This window comes from Chromobacterium subtsugae (assembly GCF_001676875.1).
GTDB lineage: Bacteria > Pseudomonadota > Gammaproteobacteria > Burkholderiales > Chromobacteriaceae > Chromobacterium > Chromobacterium subtsugae.
Genome location: NZ_JYKA01000003.1, coordinates 237,053 through 253,764, shown reverse-complemented (window position 1 = coordinate 253,764; position 16,712 = coordinate 237,053). Strand labels below are relative to the sequence as shown.

Annotated in this window: 16 protein-coding genes; 7 read left to right on the top strand and 9 right to left on the bottom strand. The window is 67.1% G+C overall.

The window, feature by feature from the left end:
* Window positions 1–10 precede the first annotated feature (10 nt).
* Together MY55_RS05145 and MY55_RS22530 are read left to right on the top strand one after the other, a co-directional pair.
* A complete protein-coding gene (locus MY55_RS05145) occupies window positions 11–1,486 on the top strand; it encodes a protein adenylyltransferase SelO (protein WP_043577825.1) in 1,476 nt (491 codons plus the stop codon).
* A gap of 124 nt (window positions 1,487–1,610) precedes the next feature.
* Window positions 1,611–1,835, top strand: coding sequence for a hypothetical protein (locus tag MY55_RS22530; protein ID WP_047239035.1), 225 nt, complete (start codon window positions 1,611–1,613; stop codon window positions 1,833–1,835).
* 18 nt (window positions 1,836–1,853) lie between these two features.
* Here the strand turns inward: MY55_RS22530 and MY55_RS05140 are convergent, their stop codons facing one another.
* A complete protein-coding gene (locus MY55_RS05140; protein ID WP_052258183.1) occupies window positions 1,854–2,360 on the bottom strand; it encodes a GNAT family N-acetyltransferase in 507 nt (168 codons plus the stop codon).
* 164 nt (window positions 2,361–2,524) lie between these two features.
* Between MY55_RS05140 and MY55_RS05135 the strand changes: the two genes are divergently transcribed.
* Window positions 2,525–3,871 carry an HD-GYP domain-containing protein gene (locus tag MY55_RS05135; RefSeq protein ID WP_047258630.1) on the top strand — a complete coding sequence of 449 codons (1,347 nt, stop codon included), beginning with the start codon at window positions 2,525–2,527 and terminating at the stop codon, window positions 3,869–3,871.
* A gap of 11 nt (window positions 3,872–3,882) precedes the next feature.
* Here the strand turns inward: MY55_RS05135 and MY55_RS05130 are convergent, their stop codons facing one another.
* The 3 genes from MY55_RS05130 to MY55_RS05120 form a co-directional block, all read right to left on the bottom strand.
* Entirely contained in the window at window positions 3,883–4,797 is a 915-nt protein-coding gene (locus MY55_RS05130; protein ID WP_080962187.1) for an EamA family transporter, read from the bottom strand.
* 9 nt (window positions 4,798–4,806) lie between these two features.
* A complete protein-coding gene (locus tag MY55_RS05125; RefSeq protein ID WP_157889263.1) occupies window positions 4,807–5,991 on the bottom strand; it encodes a hypothetical protein in 1,185 nt (394 codons plus the stop codon).
* Between the two features lie 206 nt (window positions 5,992–6,197).
* Entirely contained in the window at window positions 6,198–7,778 is a 1,581-nt protein-coding gene (locus MY55_RS05120) for a hypothetical protein (protein ID WP_076098016.1), read from the bottom strand.
* Window positions 7,779–7,929: 151 nt separating this feature from the next.
* On the opposite strand from MY55_RS05120, the gene MY55_RS05115 reads away from it, so the two are divergent.
* The 3 genes from MY55_RS05115 (at window position 7,930) to MY55_RS05105 (ending at window position 10,654) form a co-directional block, all read left to right on the top strand.
* The gene (locus MY55_RS05115) at window positions 7,930–8,700 is read left to right on the top strand and encodes an HAD-IIB family hydrolase (RefSeq protein ID WP_065202054.1); all 771 of its coding nucleotides are present in this window, start codon (window positions 7,930–7,932) and stop codon (window positions 8,698–8,700) included.
* 66 nt (window positions 8,701–8,766) lie between these two features.
* Window positions 8,767–9,693, top strand: a complete 927-nt coding sequence (locus MY55_RS05110; RefSeq protein ID WP_043577838.1) for a 2-hydroxyacid dehydrogenase — start codon at window positions 8,767–8,769, stop codon at window positions 9,691–9,693.
* Window positions 9,694–9,898: 205 nt separating this feature from the next.
* Window positions 9,899–10,654 carry a hypothetical protein gene (locus MY55_RS05105; protein WP_043577844.1) on the top strand — a complete coding sequence of 252 codons (756 nt, stop codon included), beginning with the start codon at window positions 9,899–9,901 and terminating at the stop codon, window positions 10,652–10,654.
* Between the two features lie 33 nt (window positions 10,655–10,687).
* Here the strand turns inward: MY55_RS05105 and MY55_RS05100 are convergent, their stop codons facing one another.
* Complete coding sequence (locus MY55_RS05100; protein ID WP_065202053.1) at window positions 10,688–12,355, bottom strand: SulP family inorganic anion transporter; 1,668 nt, start codon at window positions 12,353–12,355, stop codon at window positions 10,688–10,690.
* Between the two features lie 229 nt (window positions 12,356–12,584).
* Here MY55_RS05100 and MY55_RS05095 point away from each other — a divergent pair, with 229 nt between their 5' ends.
* Window positions 12,585–12,938, top strand: a complete 354-nt coding sequence (locus MY55_RS05095; RefSeq protein ID WP_080509367.1) for a cupin domain-containing protein — start codon at window positions 12,585–12,587, stop codon at window positions 12,936–12,938.
* A gap of 3 nt (window positions 12,939–12,941) precedes the next feature.
* Here the strand turns inward: MY55_RS05095 and MY55_RS05090 are convergent, their stop codons facing one another.
* From MY55_RS05090 to MY55_RS05075, 4 genes are read right to left on the bottom strand one after another with little or no spacing between them, the layout of a single operon-like run.
* Window positions 12,942–13,664, bottom strand: coding sequence for a LytR/AlgR family response regulator transcription factor (locus MY55_RS05090; RefSeq protein ID WP_047238040.1), 723 nt, complete (start codon window positions 13,662–13,664; stop codon window positions 12,942–12,944).
* A gap of 28 nt (window positions 13,665–13,692) precedes the next feature.
* Window positions 13,693–14,715: a sensor histidine kinase gene (locus MY55_RS05085; protein WP_047238041.1), complete on the bottom strand. Its 1,023-nt coding sequence runs from the start codon at window positions 14,713–14,715 to the stop codon at window positions 13,693–13,695.
* Between the two features lie 9 nt (window positions 14,716–14,724).
* A complete protein-coding gene (locus MY55_RS05080; RefSeq protein ID WP_065202052.1) occupies window positions 14,725–15,939 on the bottom strand; it encodes a hypothetical protein in 1,215 nt (404 codons plus the stop codon).
* A 3-nt stretch (window positions 15,940–15,942) separates the two neighbouring features.
* On the bottom strand, window positions 15,943–16,707 hold the full coding sequence (locus MY55_RS05075; protein ID WP_099049604.1) for an outer membrane lipoprotein-sorting protein: 765 nt from the start codon (window positions 16,705–16,707) through the stop codon (window positions 15,943–15,945).
* Window positions 16,708–16,712 lie beyond the last annotated feature (5 nt).

The window sequence follows — 16,712 nt, the reverse complement described above, 5'->3', positions numbered from 1 at the left end:
GGATTCCGCCATGATCCGCATCGCCTTCGACCACAGCTACGCCCGCGACCTGCCCGGCGCTTACGAGCCCGCGCTGCCCGACGCGCCGCCCGCGCCGGCGCTGCTGTACTGGAACGCGCCACTGGCGGCCGAGCTGGGGCTGGACGCCGCCGACGCCAGCGCGGCGGAGCTGGCCGCGGCCTTCTCCGGCGCGGCGCTGCCCGCCGGCGCGCAAGCCATCGCCCAGGCTTACGCCGGCCACCAGTTCGGCGGCCTGTCGCCGTCGCTGGGCGATGGCCGCGCCATGCTGCTGGGCGAAGTCATCGACCACAACGGCCAACGCCGCGACATCGCCCTCAAAGGCAGCGGCCGCACCGCGTTTTCCCGCCGCGGCGATGGCAAGGCGGCCGTCGGGCCGATGCTGCGCGAACTGATCATCGGCGAGGCGATGCAGGCGCTGGGCATTCCCACCACCCGCGCGCTGGCAGTGGCCGCCACCGGCGAAACCGTGCACCGCGAGCGGCCGCTGCCCGGCGCGGTGCTCACCCGCGTCGCCGCCAGCCATCTGCGCGTCGGCACCTTCCAGTACTTCGCCATCCGCGGCGAAACCGACATGCTGCGCAAGCTGGCCGACTACGCCATCGCCCGCCACTACCCGGAGCTGGCCGGCCGGGACGACCGCTACCTGGCGCTGCTGGCCGCCGCGGCCGAGCGCCAGGCGGCGCTGATCGCCCGCTGGATGCACGCCGGCTTCATCCACGGCGTGATGAACACCGACAATATGGCGCTGTCCGGCGAAACCATAGACTACGGCCCCTGCGCCTTCATGGACGCGCACCACCCGGACACCGTGTTCAGCTCCATCGACCGCAACGGCCGCTACGCCTACGGCAACCAGCCGGCGATCGCGCAGTGGAATCTGGCCCGCTTCGCCGAAACCCTGCTGCCGCTGATTTCGCCGGCCGACCCGGGCGGCGCGGTGCCGGCCGCGACCGAGATCATCGAAGGCTTCGCCAACCGCTATCAATCCATCTGGCTGGAACAGGCGCGCCGCAAGCTGGGCTTGCCGGACGCGCAAAATGGCGACCTGGCTTTGATTGAGGACTGGCTGACGCTGCTGGCCGCCCAAGGCGTGGACCACACGCTGGCCTGGCGCTACCTGGCCGACGCCGCCGAAGGACAGCGCGCGCCGCTCGCCGCGCTGTTCCCCGCCCCGCAGGAACTGGAGCCGTGGCTGCTGCAGTGGCTGACCCGCCTCGCCATCAAGACCCGCCGCGCCAGCGACGTGGCGGCGGCGATGCGCAAGCAAAACCCGCTCTACATCCCGCGCAACCATCTGGTGGAAGAAGCGCTGGACGCCGCCAGCGAACGCGGCGACATGGAGCCGGCACTGCGGCTGCTGGAAGTGCTGCGCGACCCGTTCACCGAACGCGAAGGCCTGATGCGCTACGCGCTGCCAGCCGCGCCGGAGGTCGCGGAGGGATATCGGACGTTTTGCGGAACGTAGTGACAATAGCGTCAGGAGATCATCTTTGGGAAAGCAAGCAAACATGCTTGCTTTTTTGCTATAAACAGCACCAAGAGGCGTTCCGCTTTACGCAATTACTTAGCAAAGCACTGGAGCATAAACCATGGCCCATGAAGTCACCCTCAACCTCCAGGAAAAAATCATCTTACACAAAGATGTGGAATTTGAAATAAAGCTTGATGGTGCAAAACTGGGTACACTGCTGATCAGCAAGGGTAATATCGGGTGGCTACCTTCAGGAAATTCCATCAATAAAAAGCGTATGACTTGGAAACGCTTCGCTGAAATTATGGAACACGAGGGAACGCCAGTTCGATCCAAGAAATAAATCTATAAATACATCCCCTTATAAATTTTTAACCATCACATAGTCATCCATCACAAATCCATTACCGATATCGGCCACCACCTCTTCCCGCACAGTGAAACCGCGCTTTTCATACACGGCGATGGCGTCGGCATTGTGCCGGTTGACAGTCAGCATCAGCGTGGCGCAGCCCTGAGTGCCGGCCGCGGCTTCCGCTTCGTCCATCATCCTGCCGCCCAACCCTCTTCCCCGCATCTCTTCCAATAGATACAGCTGCTCCAGCTTCATTTCGCCGGGCCGGCCGCTCAGCGCGTAGCTGCAATAGCCGGATGGACGGCCACCCACCCGCAGCAGGCGGAACCAGCGGTCGGGCGCGTCCAGGTAGCGGCTCAGCTTTTCCGGCGTGTAGCGGCTGGAAACCATGTAATCGATCTGTTCCCGCGTGATCATCATGATGAAATGCTTGCGCCAGATTTCGGCGCCCAGCGCCGCGACGGTGTCGAAATCGTGATCGGTGAGAAAATCCAGGGTGATGGCGGCAGACATCAGGGCAGGCTCCAGGCAAGTTTGCGAAAGGGCGAAACCACAGCACATGCTGTAAGCATTTTTACCGCCGCCAGCCCGCCTCGTCCAGCCGCGCCGCGAACAAGCATTGCCAAAACGCGGCCGGCCGCAGATAAACAAAGCATTCCCCGCGACGAGGACACCGCATGGCCGCCACCCTGAAACTGTCGCAACTGATCAGCGCGCTGAGCTACGCGCTGGACATCACCGAAGGCCAGCCGGAAGGGCATTGCCTGCGCAGTTGCTGGATAGGCATGCACATAGGCCGCGCCATCGGCCTGGAAGAACAAGCGCTGTGGGAACTGTACTACACCATCCTGCTGAAAGACCTGGGCTGCAGCAGCAATGCCGCCCGCATCAGCGAGCTGTACCTGGCCGACGACCGCCGCTTCAAACAGGCTTTCAAACAGGTGGGCGCCAGCCTGCCGCAAATGCTGAACTTCGTCTTCAGCCAGACCGGCACCCATGCCGACGGCTGGCGCCGGCGCGCCGCCTCCATCTTCAATGTGCTGCTGCGCGGCAAGGAAATGGCCGACGAACTGATCAACACCCGCTGTCACCGCGGCGCCGACATCGCGCGGCAATTGCGCTTCAACGAGGGGGTGGCGATGGGCATCCAGTGCCTGGACGAGCACTGGGACGGCTCCGGCCGGCCGCGCGGCCTGCAGGGAGACGGCATTCCGTTGAACGCGCGCATCGCGCTGCTGTCGCAGGTGACCGACGTGCTGCACGCCACCCATGGCCGCGCCGCGGCGCTGGACGAGGCCACAGGCCGCGCCGGCGGCTGGTTCGACCCCGAACTGGCGCGGGCGCTGGCCGGCATCGGCCGGGACGAAGCCTTCTGGCGCCAGTTGGAGGCGGACGACGTCGAGCAGGCGGTGCTGGCGTTGGAGCCCTCGCAATGTGAAGTGCCGCTGGACGAAGACTACCTAGATGAAATCGCCGAAGGCTTCGGCCTGGTGGTGGACTCCAAAAGCCCGTTCACCGCCGGCCACAGCCTGCGCGTCGGCCATTACGCCGACCGCATCGCCGAACGGATGGGCGTGGCGCCGGAACGCCGGCGCTGGCTGAAACGCGGCGCGCTGCTGCACGACGTCGGCAAGCTGGGCGTGAGCAACACCATTCTGGACAAGCCCGGCAAGCTGACGCCGGAGGAATGGGAGGCCGTGAAACGCCACGCCGGCTACACCGAAGCCATTCTCAGCCGGATAGACTCTTTCGGGGAGTTGGCCTTGATGGCGGGCGCCCATCACGAGCGGCTGGACGGTGGCGGCTATCCGCGCGGGCTGAAGGCCGACGCCATCGCGCTGGAAACCCGCGTCATCACCACCGCGGACATCTTCGACGCCATCAACGCCGAACGCCCCTACCACCCCGCCACGCCGATAGCGGAAACCCTGGACATCATGCGCCGCAGCCTGGGCAGCGCCATCGATCCCGCCTGTTTTTCGGCGCTGGAGCAGGTGCTGCGCCTCGAAGGCGTCGCGGCGTAAGCGCCGCCGGATCATCGCGCCGTCAGCAGCGAGCCCAGGCTGGCGCCGACCACCATAGCCACGCCCAGCAGCTGCGCCGGCGCGACCGGCTGCGCCAACAGCAACCAGCCCGCCAGCACGGCGATGGCCGGCTCCAGGCTGGCCAAGATGCCGAACGACGCCGCCGGCATCCGTCGCAACGCCAGCATTTCCAACACATAAGGCAGCAGGGGCGTCAACAATGCCAAAACCGCCGTTTGCGGCAAATCCGGCAGTGGGCGGCCATGCAGGCCGGCCAAGCCGAAAGGCGCGCACCATAAGGCGGCCATCAGCATGGAGGCCGCCAGCCCATCCAGCCCGCCGCCCAGCCGCCCCACCCGCTTCATCAGCAAGATGTAAGCCCCCCAGCAGACCGCCGCGCCGCAGGCGAACGCCAACCCGGCGGCATCGCCCTGCCACTGCCCGCCATGCCAGGCCAGCAATCCCACGCCCAAGAAAGCCAGCGGCGGCCATGCCAGCGCCAACCGGCGGCCCGCGCCGGCCAAAGCCACCAGCAAGGGGCCGAGAAAGTTGATCGCCACCGTCAGGCCCAGCGGCATGCTGCGGATGGCGGCGAAAAAACACAGCATCATGCCGGCCATCGCCGCGCCCAAGGCCGCCAGTTGGCCGCCATGAGCGCGCAGCAAACGCCATAGCGGCGGGCGCGCCCAAGCCAGCAGCGCCAAGGCCGCGCAGCACAGCCGCAGCCAGGTCAGCGCGTACGGGCCTTGCTCCCGCATCGCCGGCACCGACCAGGCCGATCCCAACTGCACGCAGACCATGGACAACAAGCCCGACAACACGCCCAGCAGCAATCGCCCATCGCGGCGGACGACAACGCCGGCCGGCTTCCGGGACAAAGCCCGGCAGGCGGGTTGGGGCAAGGAATGGACCGGGGGCTCGGACATGGCGGCCAGTCAGAAAGTGACGAAGGCTCCGCGCAGCTGCCGTTTCATCTCCCGGTGCCGCGCCAACAGCGCCGGCGCCAGGCGGCCGCCGCCGCGGTGGATCAAAGCGGCGTCGCCGACCTCGGCCTGCGCCCGGACGATGATGGCGTCGATATCCCGCTCGCCCAGCAACATCTGCCGCAGGATGGGCAGCACGCAGGCCATGTCGGCGGTCACCACGCCTATCTTGGCCGCGCTGGCGGCTTCCGGGCCGTTCACGCCTATCGACAACGGAACCCGCCGCAGCATCTCGGCATCGTTGCCGCCATCTCCCATCGCCACCAGCGGCTGGCCGCCGCGCAGCGAGCGCCCCAGGTTAAGGGCCGTCGCCGCTTTCGAGCGGTCGCCCATCATCGCGCAGGCCTCGATGATCTCGCCCAGCAGGGTGGGCGCCGTCCGGCGGCGCCGCGTCGCCGGGTCATGGCTGATGCCCAGCTCATCGCGACAATGCCGGATGAAGCGCGCTTGCAGCAGCTGCCGGCCGCAGTCCGACAGACGGCGTATCTGGCCATCCACGCCGCGGTAAATCTCCGAATAGCCGTCGATGATGGCGAAAGCGTCGTCCAGATAGCGGTTCACCGCGCCGATTTCCTCATCCCAGCGCCGGTGGCCGCGCAGCAGCTCCGCGGCCTCGTTCAGCGGAAACGGCGAGCCCAGGATGCGCTCCCGCGGCAGCAGGCCGCTCGCGGCGACCAGATTGCGGTAGGGTTGTTGCGGCGCGGTGGTGATGCCCACCGCCATCATGCCCATCCTGTCCAGCTCAGCCAGCATCCGGGCGGCCCCCGGCGTCGGCGCGCTGCGGCGGGCCAGCAAGTCGAGATAGCCGGCGTCCGCGCCGCAGGCCAGCAGCATAGGCAGGGCGAAAATGGTGTCGGTCCCCTCCTGGGCGCAGCCGTTGCGGCAATGGGGCCGACGCAGTCCCGCGGTGGCTTCGCTGAAGGCCGCGTAGCCTTCCTGGTACAGGAGATGGCCGTAGGATGGCGTGGCATCCACCGCATAGTGGCGCGGCCGAACCCGGGCCGACAGCGCTTCGGCGATGAAATCGCCCAAGAACAGCGGGCCTTCGACATCGCTGGCCAGGATGCCGGCGGCGGCGCGGCGGCCCGGCAGCGCGCTCAGCGAGCGCAAACTGCGCTCGCCCAATAGATACCGCATGTCCGCGCCTATCATCTCGACTCCTCCCGCGCCGCGGCTTGCCTATGCTGCGGCTGACATGCGTTTTTCATGCAGACAAAACGAATGCAATGGAACTCACCAAGATATAGCTTCACGGCATGGCGGCGGCAACAGCGCGGCCGCTAGCTGCGGTTTGCACCTAGGACAGCGGAGAAAAAGGGCCGCAGGCGCCGGCAGAGCGGCGATCAGGCGTAATCGTTGATGCGTCTGGCCGGCGCCAGCCTCAGCCCCGGCTGCGCGTCCGGGTGGCTGGCGCGCCAGCCCTGGTAGTCCTTCCACGCCTGTTCCAGCCGCTGGCCGGGCGAAACGGCGCCATCTTGCGGCGTCAGCTCCACGCCCAAGCGCTGCAGCGTGCGGAAGATGCCGTCCACGTCCTGCCGGTTGCGGAACGCCGGCTGCGCGTCGTCGCCGCTGCGCGCGCCCTTGCCCTCCGCCTGCGCCCAGGCGTTGAACGCCGCCAGGTCGCTGCCCTGCTGCAAGCCGCCGTCCACAGCCTCCTGCACCCTGTCGTCTCCCTGCAAGGCCTGGTGCAAAGCGGCCAAGCGGTCCAGCACCGCCTGCGCCTGCTGATCGTTGCGGGCGCGGCCGGCCGGGCTCGCCAAGTCGACCAAGCCTTGTGGAGTGCGGTACTGAGGCGTCTCGCCATGCTGTTGCGAATCGGCCAGCCAGCGCAGGTCGCGCCGGTAATAATTCATCGAATCCGCCGTCCCGCGCTGGGTAAGCGGCAGCAGCGAATCGGCGTCGTCCTGCGACAGTTCGCCATTGTCCTGCAACAACCGGCCCAGTTGCTTGACCTGCTCCACCGAGGCATTGGCGACATCGAAACTCTTCAGCACCTGCAGCATCGGCAAACTCATCCCGTACTGCGCCTCCAGCAGGAAGCGCGGCGCCGCTTCCCTGGCGGGCTTCGCAGCCGCCGCCGGCGTCGAAGCCACCGCGGCAGCCGCCGGTGCGGCACGAGGCGGCTCGGCGGGCGTTTCCGCCGGCGGCTGCAAATCCATCCGCGGCTGCTCGCCCGGGTGCTGCGCCTGCCAGCCCTGATAGGCTTGCCAGGCTTGGGCCATCCGCTCGGCACTATTGCCCTCGCCCGCCAAGCTGATGCCCAGCCGCTGCAAAACGCGCCCCACCGCGTCGATGGTCTCCGCATCGGGCTGCGGCTCGGCCTCGCCCAACTCCCGCCAGCGCGTGGTTTGCCGCAGCCAGCTGTCGAAGCGCTGGATGTCCGCCGCCTGGCTCATGCCTCCCTCGGCGGCCGCCGTCACGCTGTCGTCGTGTTGCAAGGCATCGTGGATGCCCGCCAGCTTGTTCAGCGCCTCCGTCACCCGCGCATTGCCTTTCAGGTCGAAATCGGCAAGCTTCAGCGAGACTTCTCCCGCCTTGACGCTGGCCATGGTCTCGTCGCGGCGCGCCGAGAAGATTTCCAGCGCATTGCTGCTGCCGGCGGTTTTCCAGCCATGGCCCTGGATGTCGCTGCGGATGGTGCCGCTGACATCGCCATCCATCTCGCCACGCGCCAGCATCAGTTCGCTCAGCGCGTCCAGATCCTTGCCCGACATATCGCGCACGTCGTACTGCTTCAGCAGCTGCAGGGTTTGCATGCTGAAGCCATAACGCGATTCTGGCGTCCCCACCTCCAGCCCCTTGATGTCCAGCAGCGGCGCCGCGCCGCTGGGATTGGATGGCGCACCCGCAGGCGCCGCCACCCTTACCGCGGCGAAAGCCGACTGCGGCCGCAAAGCGATGGGAAACCCGCCGTTTACCGCCATTCTCATGCTCCCTGTATACTATTCTCCCCACCCATATCGGCGAACGTCATGAAACATTTAGCTAAAATATCCAAAAAAATGGCTCACTCGTAAAATTGCCAAATCATTCAAGCAATTTTGCGCCCATTCTCCCTATCCCTTCGCCACACTCATGCATTTCATCTTCGACATAGACGGCACCCTCTGCTTCGACGGCGCCAACATCAGCCCCGCCATCCAGGACGCCTTGTCCGAACTGGAAGGGCAAGGCCATTCGATAGGCTTCGCCTCCGCCCGCCCTTACCGCGACATGCTCCATTTGCTGGACGAGCGCTTCCACCACGGCTTGTTCGTCGGCTCCAACGGCGCGATGACCTGGCATGGCGGCGCGCTGGCCGACATCGCCCCGCTGGCCGCAGACACCCTGCAACAACTGTTAGACCTGGCGGAGCGCCACTCGGCCTCCTACCTGGTTGACCTGGCCTGGCATTACCATTACCAGGGCGAGCCCGGCCATCCCTTCATGACGCTGGTGGACCCGCAGCGGCGCGCCCGCCAGGTGGCGCGCGACGAAATCCACCAGCCAGTGAAGCTGCTGGTGACCGAATGCGCCGACAGCGACGCCTTGCAGCAGGCGCTGCGCGGCCGCGACGATATCCACATCCATCACCATTCCGACCAGCAGATCGTCGACATCACCGCCGCCGGCGTCGACAAGATGAGCGCGCTGAGCCGGCATGGCATCGCCGCCGAACAGCTGGTCTGCTTCGGCAACGATAGCAACGACCTGCCGATGTTCCGCGCCGCCCGGCATTCGGTGTTGATCGGCGCCCACCCGCAGCTGCTGCCGCATGCCAGCGAGCGGCTGGCGCGCGGCGACGATGTCGAAACCCTGCTGATCGGCACCATGCGCCGGCTGGGCGAACGCTACGCGGCGCGCTAGGCTGGCTTGGCAGGCCGGCCGGTGGACGGCGTATACTGCAAGCATGCCCCAACTAGAAGCGCCGCCATGATCCTGGTCCACACGCCCAACCCGAAGGAAGTCGCCGCCTATCTGGAGCTGTTCCGCGCCGCCATGCCGGAACAGCGCTTCGGCAGCCTGGCCGACATCCAGCCCGACACCGTCCGCTACCTGATCGCCTGGGGCATCCCGGACGGCCTGATCGCCAGCCTGCCCAAGCTGGAGGCCCTCTTCGCGCTGGGCGCCGGGGTCGACAAGCTGCTGAGCCGGCCCGACCTGCCGGAAAGCCTGCCGGTGTACCGGCTGCTGGACGGCGGCATGGCGGCCCAGATGATCGAATACATCCGCTACGGCGTGCTGGGCTATCAGCGCAATATGGACATCTACCGCCGCCAGCAGGCCGCCGGACAATGGCGGATGCTGGCGCCCAAGCCGCCGGAAGACGTGCATGTCGGGATTTTGGGCCTGGGCGAGATCGGCGCCGCCGTCGCCAAGGCGCTGGCGCACGACGGCTATATGGTGAGCGGCTGGAGCCGCAATCCCAAGCACATCCATGGCGTGCACAGCCTGCATGGCGAAAGCGGGCTGGAGAAACTGCTGGAAACCAGCCAGGTGGTCGCCTGCGTGCTGCCATCCACGCCGCAGACCCAGGGCCTGCTGAACGGCGAGCGGCTGTCGTTGATGCCGGCCGGCTCGATGCTGATCAACGCCGGCCGCGGCGACCTATTGGACCAGGACGCGTTGCTGGCGCTGCTCGACAACGGCCATCTGCGCTGCGCGCAGCTGGATGTGTTCGCCGAGGAGCCGTTGCCGGCCGGCCATCCGCTCTGGCGCCATCCGGCCGTCGCGATCACGCCGCACATCGCCGCCATCACGCTGCGCCAGGAAGCGGTGGAGCAGATAGTCGGCAAGCTGCAGCAACTGGCGCGCGGCGTCGAAGCCGACGGCCTCGTGCAGCGCCAGCAAGGTTATTGATCCCGCGGGCGGCACCCACTGGCAAAATGGGCAGCTATCCTGACCTGCTTGCGCCGCTCCCATCGATAAATCCATAAATTTCATTGTCATTTATTGTGTAAAATTTAAATGACATTTGATAGTCAAAAAGGCCAGTAGCCACTGCGCCGCCCGGTTTCTATGATCGCCTCCATTTCAATGCTGCAATGCAACAGCGAGGAATGAAATGGCCGCCATCATCCGCTCCACCCGAGTCATGCCCGCCAAACTGGACGCCGCGCAGAAAGAGCAGCTGGCCGCGGAACTGTTCCAGGTGCACGACGCCATCTTCTCCGGCACCGACTACCCCACCTTCAAGGGACTGGTGTTTTCGCCGCCGGCCGAGCACAGCTGCCTGCTGCTGCACCGCGACGAGAACCAGCGCCTGGTTGGCTACTGCGCGATGCACCGCTTCCGCCGCCAGATAGGCCGCCGCGCCTGCAGCGTGCTGCGCGTCCAATCCGGCCTGTTCAAGGAATACCGCGGCAAGAACAGCAATTTCGCCTTCATGGTGCGCCAGGTGCTGCTCCATTGGCTGAGCCACCCGCTGCGGCCGATGTATTTCTTCGGCGTGATGCTGCACCCGTCCAGCTATGCCGTGCTGCACAAATTCGCCCACAAGCTGTGGCCGGCGCCCGGCCAGGACGAGCGCCACCCGCTGGCGGCCAAGGCCTACGAGCTGTTCTCCAGCTTCCAACTGACGCCGGTGTCGCCGGACCGCCCCTTCATCGCCAACCTGGGCATCCTCACCCGCGACAGCAAGGACGACCACCAGTTCTGGCAAAGCTCCAGCAAGCCGTCCACCCGCTTCTTCCTCAGCATGAACCCCGGCTACAGCCAGGGCGATGGCCTGATGGCGCTGGTGCCGCTGTCGCCGGTTTCGGTGGCGCATGCGCTGTACCGCTGGCTGCGCCTGCGCCGGGAAAAAAGCGCCGGGAAGTGACGCCGGCGCCGGGCGGCGGCGGGCCGCCCGGCCTCAGCCCCACACCACGCCATCCGTCAATTGCCGCTCCGCCCGCGCCAGCGCGCACACCAGGTCGGGCTGCAGATTGTCCGCGCCCAGCCGCTCCGCCAGCCTCGACCCCACCAGCATGTCCATCACTTCGTCCGCCGCGCCGCACAGGATCAAGGTTTTGCCTTGCTCCGCCAGCCGCTCCCGCAGCGCGTCCAGCGCCAGCAGGCCGCTGGCGTCCAGCAACACCAGCCGATGCAGCTGCAGGATGACCACCCGCTCGTGCGGCGCCTGCTTCAGCACCACATCCACCGCGTCGGCCGCGCCGAAGAACAACGCGCCCTCCACACGGAAAGCGGCGCAGCCGTCCGGCACGACCTTGCCGGCGATGGTATGGCGCTCGAACAGCTGCGCGTACTCCGGCTTCAACTGCTTGATCGAGGTATGGCTGGCCATGCTGCGAATGAAAAACACCGCCGCCAGCAGCAGACCGATTTCCACCGCCACCGTCAGATCGAAAATCACGGTCAGGACGAAGGTGAGGATCAGCACCGCGGTATCGTGGCGCGGAAACCGCCAGGCCTTGCGGATGTCCCAGTCGCCCATTTTCAGCGCCACCGCCACCAGAATCGCCGCCAGCGCCGCCAGCGGCACGTGGGCGGCCAGCGGCGCGGCCAGCAGCAGCACCGCCAGCAACAGCAAGGCGTGAAAGATGGCGGCCAGCGGCGTGCGCGCGCCGTTGCCGATATTGGTCACCGAGCGCACCACCGCCCCGGTGGCCGGGATGCCGCCGAAAAACGGCACCACCATATTGGCGATGCCCTGCCCTATCAGCTCCTGGTTTGCGTCGTGGCGGTCGGCGGTGAGGCTGTCCACCACCACCGCGCACAATAGCGACTCTATCGCCCCCAGCAAGGCGATGGTGAAGGCCGGCGCCATCAAGTCGGACAGGTGGGCGGGGCTGAGATCGAGTCCGGCAAAGGCCGGCAGTCCTTGCGGAATGCCGCCGAAGCGGCTGCCCAGCGTGGCCACCGGCAGTCCGAAAGCCGCAGTCGCCGCGGTCGCCAGCACCAGCGCGGCGAAGGGCGACGGCAATATGCGGTTCAACCGCTTCGGCCACGCCAGGATCAAGGCCAGCAGCGCGGCGGACAGCAAGGTGGTGGGCCAGTGCAGCGCGGAGAAATGCCCGCGCAGCGCCAGCACCACGTTGAAGAAACCCGACGGCATCCTGGCGATGGGCAAGCCGAAGAAATCCTTCATCTGGGTGAGGAAGATCAGCACCGCGATGCCGTTGGTGAAGCCGGTGATCAGCGGCATCGGGAAAAACCGTATCACCTGCCCCAGGCGGAATACGCCCATCAGCACCAGCATCGCCCCGGCCATGAAAGTGCACACCAGCAGATTGGCCACGCCGTATTTGCTGACGATGCCGTACAGGATGACGATGAAGGCGCCGGTGGGCCCGGTCACGCACAGCCGGGTGCCTCCCAGCGCGGCCGCCAGCAAGCCGGCGATGACGGCGGTGCAGATGCCGGCCTGCGGCGTCACTCCGCTGGCGATGGCGAAGGCCATCGCCAAGGGCAGCGCCACGATGCCCACCGTGACGCCGGCCATCAGGTCGGCGCGCAGCAACTGGCTGTTGTAGTGCTTCAGACTGTCGAGCAGGCGGGGACGGAACGCGGGACTGGCCATGGCATGTCTTCCATCGGCGGCACGGGTATGCTGTCAGCGTAGCCGAAGCGGCGATGCGCCGCACGCGGCCGAACCCAATGGAGAGCCGCCTAGGCGAACGACCCGCCAATGTCGTGAACCTCAACGATGTCGAAGAAAAAAACTATCAGGAAGGCCGGCACTGGGGCGGCGGCTACAAGCCGCTGACGCCGGCGATGGATGACGCCAAGGGCCAGTTGGGCGCCAACGCCTGCCGCCCGGCCACGCCGGCTGCCCTTTCCACAGCCACGCGCTGGCCGACGAGCTGTTTTACAGCTTGTCCTGCCGCGGCGTGTTCCGCTATGGCGACCAGGTTTGCGAAGTCGGCCCCGGCGACTGCCTGTGCTGTCCGGCCGGCACCGGCGTAGCCCACCAATTGGCCAATCCCTTCGACGAAGATCTGGTCTACCTCGGCGTCGGCGCCAACCATCCGCACGAGGTCTGCTTCTACCCGGACAGCGGCAAGACGCTGGTGCGCAGCCTGCATCGGGTCGGCTATCTGCATGAGGCGCCGCATATGGACGGCGAGCCGGAGCGGCCGAAAATCTTCGAACTGCTGAAATAGCCGCTACATCGCCTTGAACCTGGCGGCGAAGCTGCGGCTGAGCGGCAGGCTGCCGCCGCCGTGCTTCAACAAGACCGTGCTGCGCCCCAGCAGGTCCTGCTCTATGCCCCGCACCGCAGCCAGCCGCACGATCAGACCGCGGTGGATCTGGGCGAAGCGCTCCGGGTCCAGCCGCGCGGCCAGTTCCTTCAGCGGCGTGCGGATCAGCAGGCTTTCGCCGGCCAGCGCCAGTTCGGTGTATTTGTCGCTGGCCTTGAAATACAGCACCTCGTCCACCGAGACCAGCCGCTTGCTGTTGCCCAGGCCGGCGGTGATCCAGTTGAGCCAGCCCTCGGCCTCGGCCCTGGCAGCCGGCAAAGCAGGGGCCGGCGCCTGATGGCCGGCCTGCAGGCGGGCGATGCAGCGCAGCAGCCTGGCGTCGTCCAGCGGTTTGAGCAGGTAGCCGGCCGCCTCGGCCTCGAAGGCCTGCAGCGCGAACTGCTCGTAGGCGGTGACAAACACCACCTTGCAGCCGGACACGCTCCTGGCCACCGCCATGCCGTCCACCCCGGGCATGCGGATGTCGAGGAAGGCGAAGTCGGGCCGCAGCCGGCTGATGGCGGCCAGCGCCGCCGCGCCGTCCTGCGCGATGGCGACAATGTCCAACTGCGGCCACAAGCGGTTCAGCGCGCTTTGCAGCGCGGCGGCCAGCAGCGGTTCGTCGTCGGCGATCAGCGCGGTGGGCATCGTAAGCTTTCTGTCGGGAAAAACATGATTATGCGATCGGCAACAGCAGTTCGGCCAGCACGCCGCTAGGCTGGCGCGGCGTCAGCCGCAATTGCGCCGCCGGGCCGTACAGCGCCGCCAGCCGCTCGCGGATATTGGCCAAGCCGACGCCGGCGGGCGCGAATTCGGCAATGCCCACCCCGCTGTCGCTGACGCCCAGGCGCAGCACGCCGCTTTCGCGCCGGGCGAACACCGCCAGCTCGCCGCCGGCCACGCTGGGCTCCAGGCCGTGGCGCAGCGCGTTTTCCACCAGCGGCTGCAACAAGAGCGGCGGCAACGGCAAGGCTTTCAGCGCGTCGTCCACCTCCATCCGCACCCGCAGCCGCGCGCCCATGCGGATAGCGGCGATGTCCAGCAAAGCCGACACCAGCTCCAGTTCCTGCCCCAGGGTGCCGTCGGCATTGCGGCTGCGCTCCAGGCTGGCGCGCAGATAGGTGTTCAGGTGCCGCAGCATCTCGGACGCGCGCGGCGGGTCCAGCTCGATCAGGCTTTGCACATTGGCCAGCGTGTTGAACAGGAAATGCGGCTCGATCTGCGCCTGCAGCATCGCCAGTTGGGCCGCGGTCTGCGCGGCGCGGCTTTCCGCCTCGCGCCGCCGCGTGGCCTCCAGTTCGCCGGCCAGCGCCCGCGAACGGTAGTACAGCATGCTGACCGTCATCGCGCCGGTCGCCACCAGGAAGGTGGGCAGCAAGAACAGGTAGGCGCGCTCCGGCACCCGGAAAGCGCGCGCCAGCACATCGAAAGCGCCCAGCCACGTCGCCAGCTTGAAGCCGAACGGCACACTGAACAGCAACACCGCCAGGCAGACCGCGATGCGGTTCAGCTGAAGCCAGCCGCCCAGCAAGGTGCCGGTCAGCCAACAGCAGTAACCGATGCAGAACGAGATCAGCAGGTTGTCATACACCATCTTCCAGCCGCCCAGCGCGGCGAAAAACAGGCCGATGGCCAGGTTGATCGCGCTGCAGACAGCCAGTTCGCGCGCTTCGTCGGACCAGCGCCGGCTTGCATTCATGATGTCACCTCAATGGAAATAATCGAACACCAGCTGCCAGGACGGCTTGGCCAGCCCGGCGCCGTATTGGCTCAAGGCGCCGCCGTCGAAGCGCTGCCACTGCAGCGCCAGATCGACCGGGCCCAGATGATAGCGCGCCTCGGCCCAGTTCATGCCGCTATGGTCGTCCAGACTGGCGGCGCGCATCGCCGTCAGGTCGAGATTATCGAGCAACGCGTCCTGCCAGCTGGCGCGCGCCAGCGCGGCGCACCGGGCCGGCAACACGCCGCCTGTCGCCATCTGCATCCGGTACAGTCGGTAAAACGGGCTGCGCGCCAGCCGCCGCCAATCGTCCAACCCAGGCGCGCCGCCGTCGTACTCGCCCTCCAGCGTCAGGCTCAGCTTGTTGCTGCCGGTCCAGGTCAGGCCACTGGCCAGCCGGTTGTTCCAGCTGTCGTCCGCCTCCCCCTGCCATCGCCGCCAGTCCGGCGCCTGCCGGCCGCCGGCCCATTCGACATAAGCGACGGTGGCATCGCCCAACACCCTGGACAGATTGAAGCCCAGTTGCGGCGAGCGGCCCTGCTCCTGCAGCAGCAGCCACTGCGGATTCAGCGCCTCGCTGAAGCGGTAGCTGTACGCCAGCAAGGCCCGCTCGCGCGGATTGCTGGCGCCGAAATCCAGGCTCATGCCGTGGCCGCTGGGGCCGTCGGCCAGTTTGGGCGACCAGATCGCGGTCAGCGAGGCGTTGTCCCACAGCCGCTGCCAGCGCAGCATGGCGTTGCCCAGCCGGTTTTCCCGCAGGCTGGCCTGATCGGCCGACACCACCGAACGCACCGTGCCCACGCCCAGAAAGTCGGTTGGGTTGTAGCCGACGCCGACGCCGTAGCGGGTGTTGATCCGGCCGGCGTCCAGCATAGTGGCGGCGTCGAACTCATGGCTGAGATACGCCTCCTTCAAGGTATTGACGCCGTGGCCGCGCTGCGGCGAGTCGGCGAAATCCTGGTCCAGCCGGTCGGCGAACACCGCCCGCCACTGCGGACCCAGCCGCCCGTCCCAGCGCAGGTCGACCGACAACCGCTGCCCGCCGGGGCTGGCGATGGCGGCCGCCTCCAGCAGCAGCTTCAGGTCGCGCGGCTTTTCCGCCGGCAGGCTGGCCTGATCGGCCAGTTGCAGCGCCGCCGCGTCGTCGTCCGCCCAGGCCGGGCCGCACAGCAAGCCCGCCAGCGCCAACATGCTCAGCCGCATCGCTCACTCCGCCCGGAAGCGCGGCAGGTAGTCGCGCTGCAGCCAGGCTTCGGGCACCTCGCGCCAGGCGAAGTCGCTGTTGCGCAGCACCGTCACCCACTTGGGATTGAGGCCGTCTATGATCACCGTCTCAGTGGGGCGCTGCTGCCCCAGCACCGGCTGATAGGCGCGGTAATAGGCGGTTTTCAGCAGGCCGCCGCTTTCGGCGAAAAAACGGGCCTTGCGGCTGCGGTAGCCGGCGGTGTCCACCCACAGCTCTATCGCGTGGTAGGTGACGCCGGGGTTGCGCGCGCTCAGCCGCAGCTTGTAGCAATGGCGCGTCTGGCGGTCGCCGTCCTGGATGTCCTCCTCCCCGGCCAGCGCGGCCTGGTAGTCCAGCGCCAGGTTCACCGTCACCACATCGCCGTTGGACGCCTGGCCCAACAGGCGCTGCTGCGGCGAGATCGGCACGCTGGCCTTGCTGGCCGGGTCGTAGAACCACAGGTCGTTGCCGTTTTTCAGCATCAACTTGCCGGCGTCGCGCGCCGGGTTGACGAAGCGCAGCAGGCTGCGGAACTGGCCGCTGCGCGGGTCGGCGCGCGAATACACCGCCAGCGCGCTGCGTTCGTTCTCCTTGCCGTCCTTGTAGCTGACCAGGGACACGATCAGGCCGAAGGATTTGTCTGGATTGCGCACCGCGTCGCTGTTGGCCAGTATGGTCTGCGCGTCCGGCGCGGCCTGGGCCAGCCCGGCCAGCAGGGCCAGCGCCGCCATCCACATGTTTTTCATCTTGT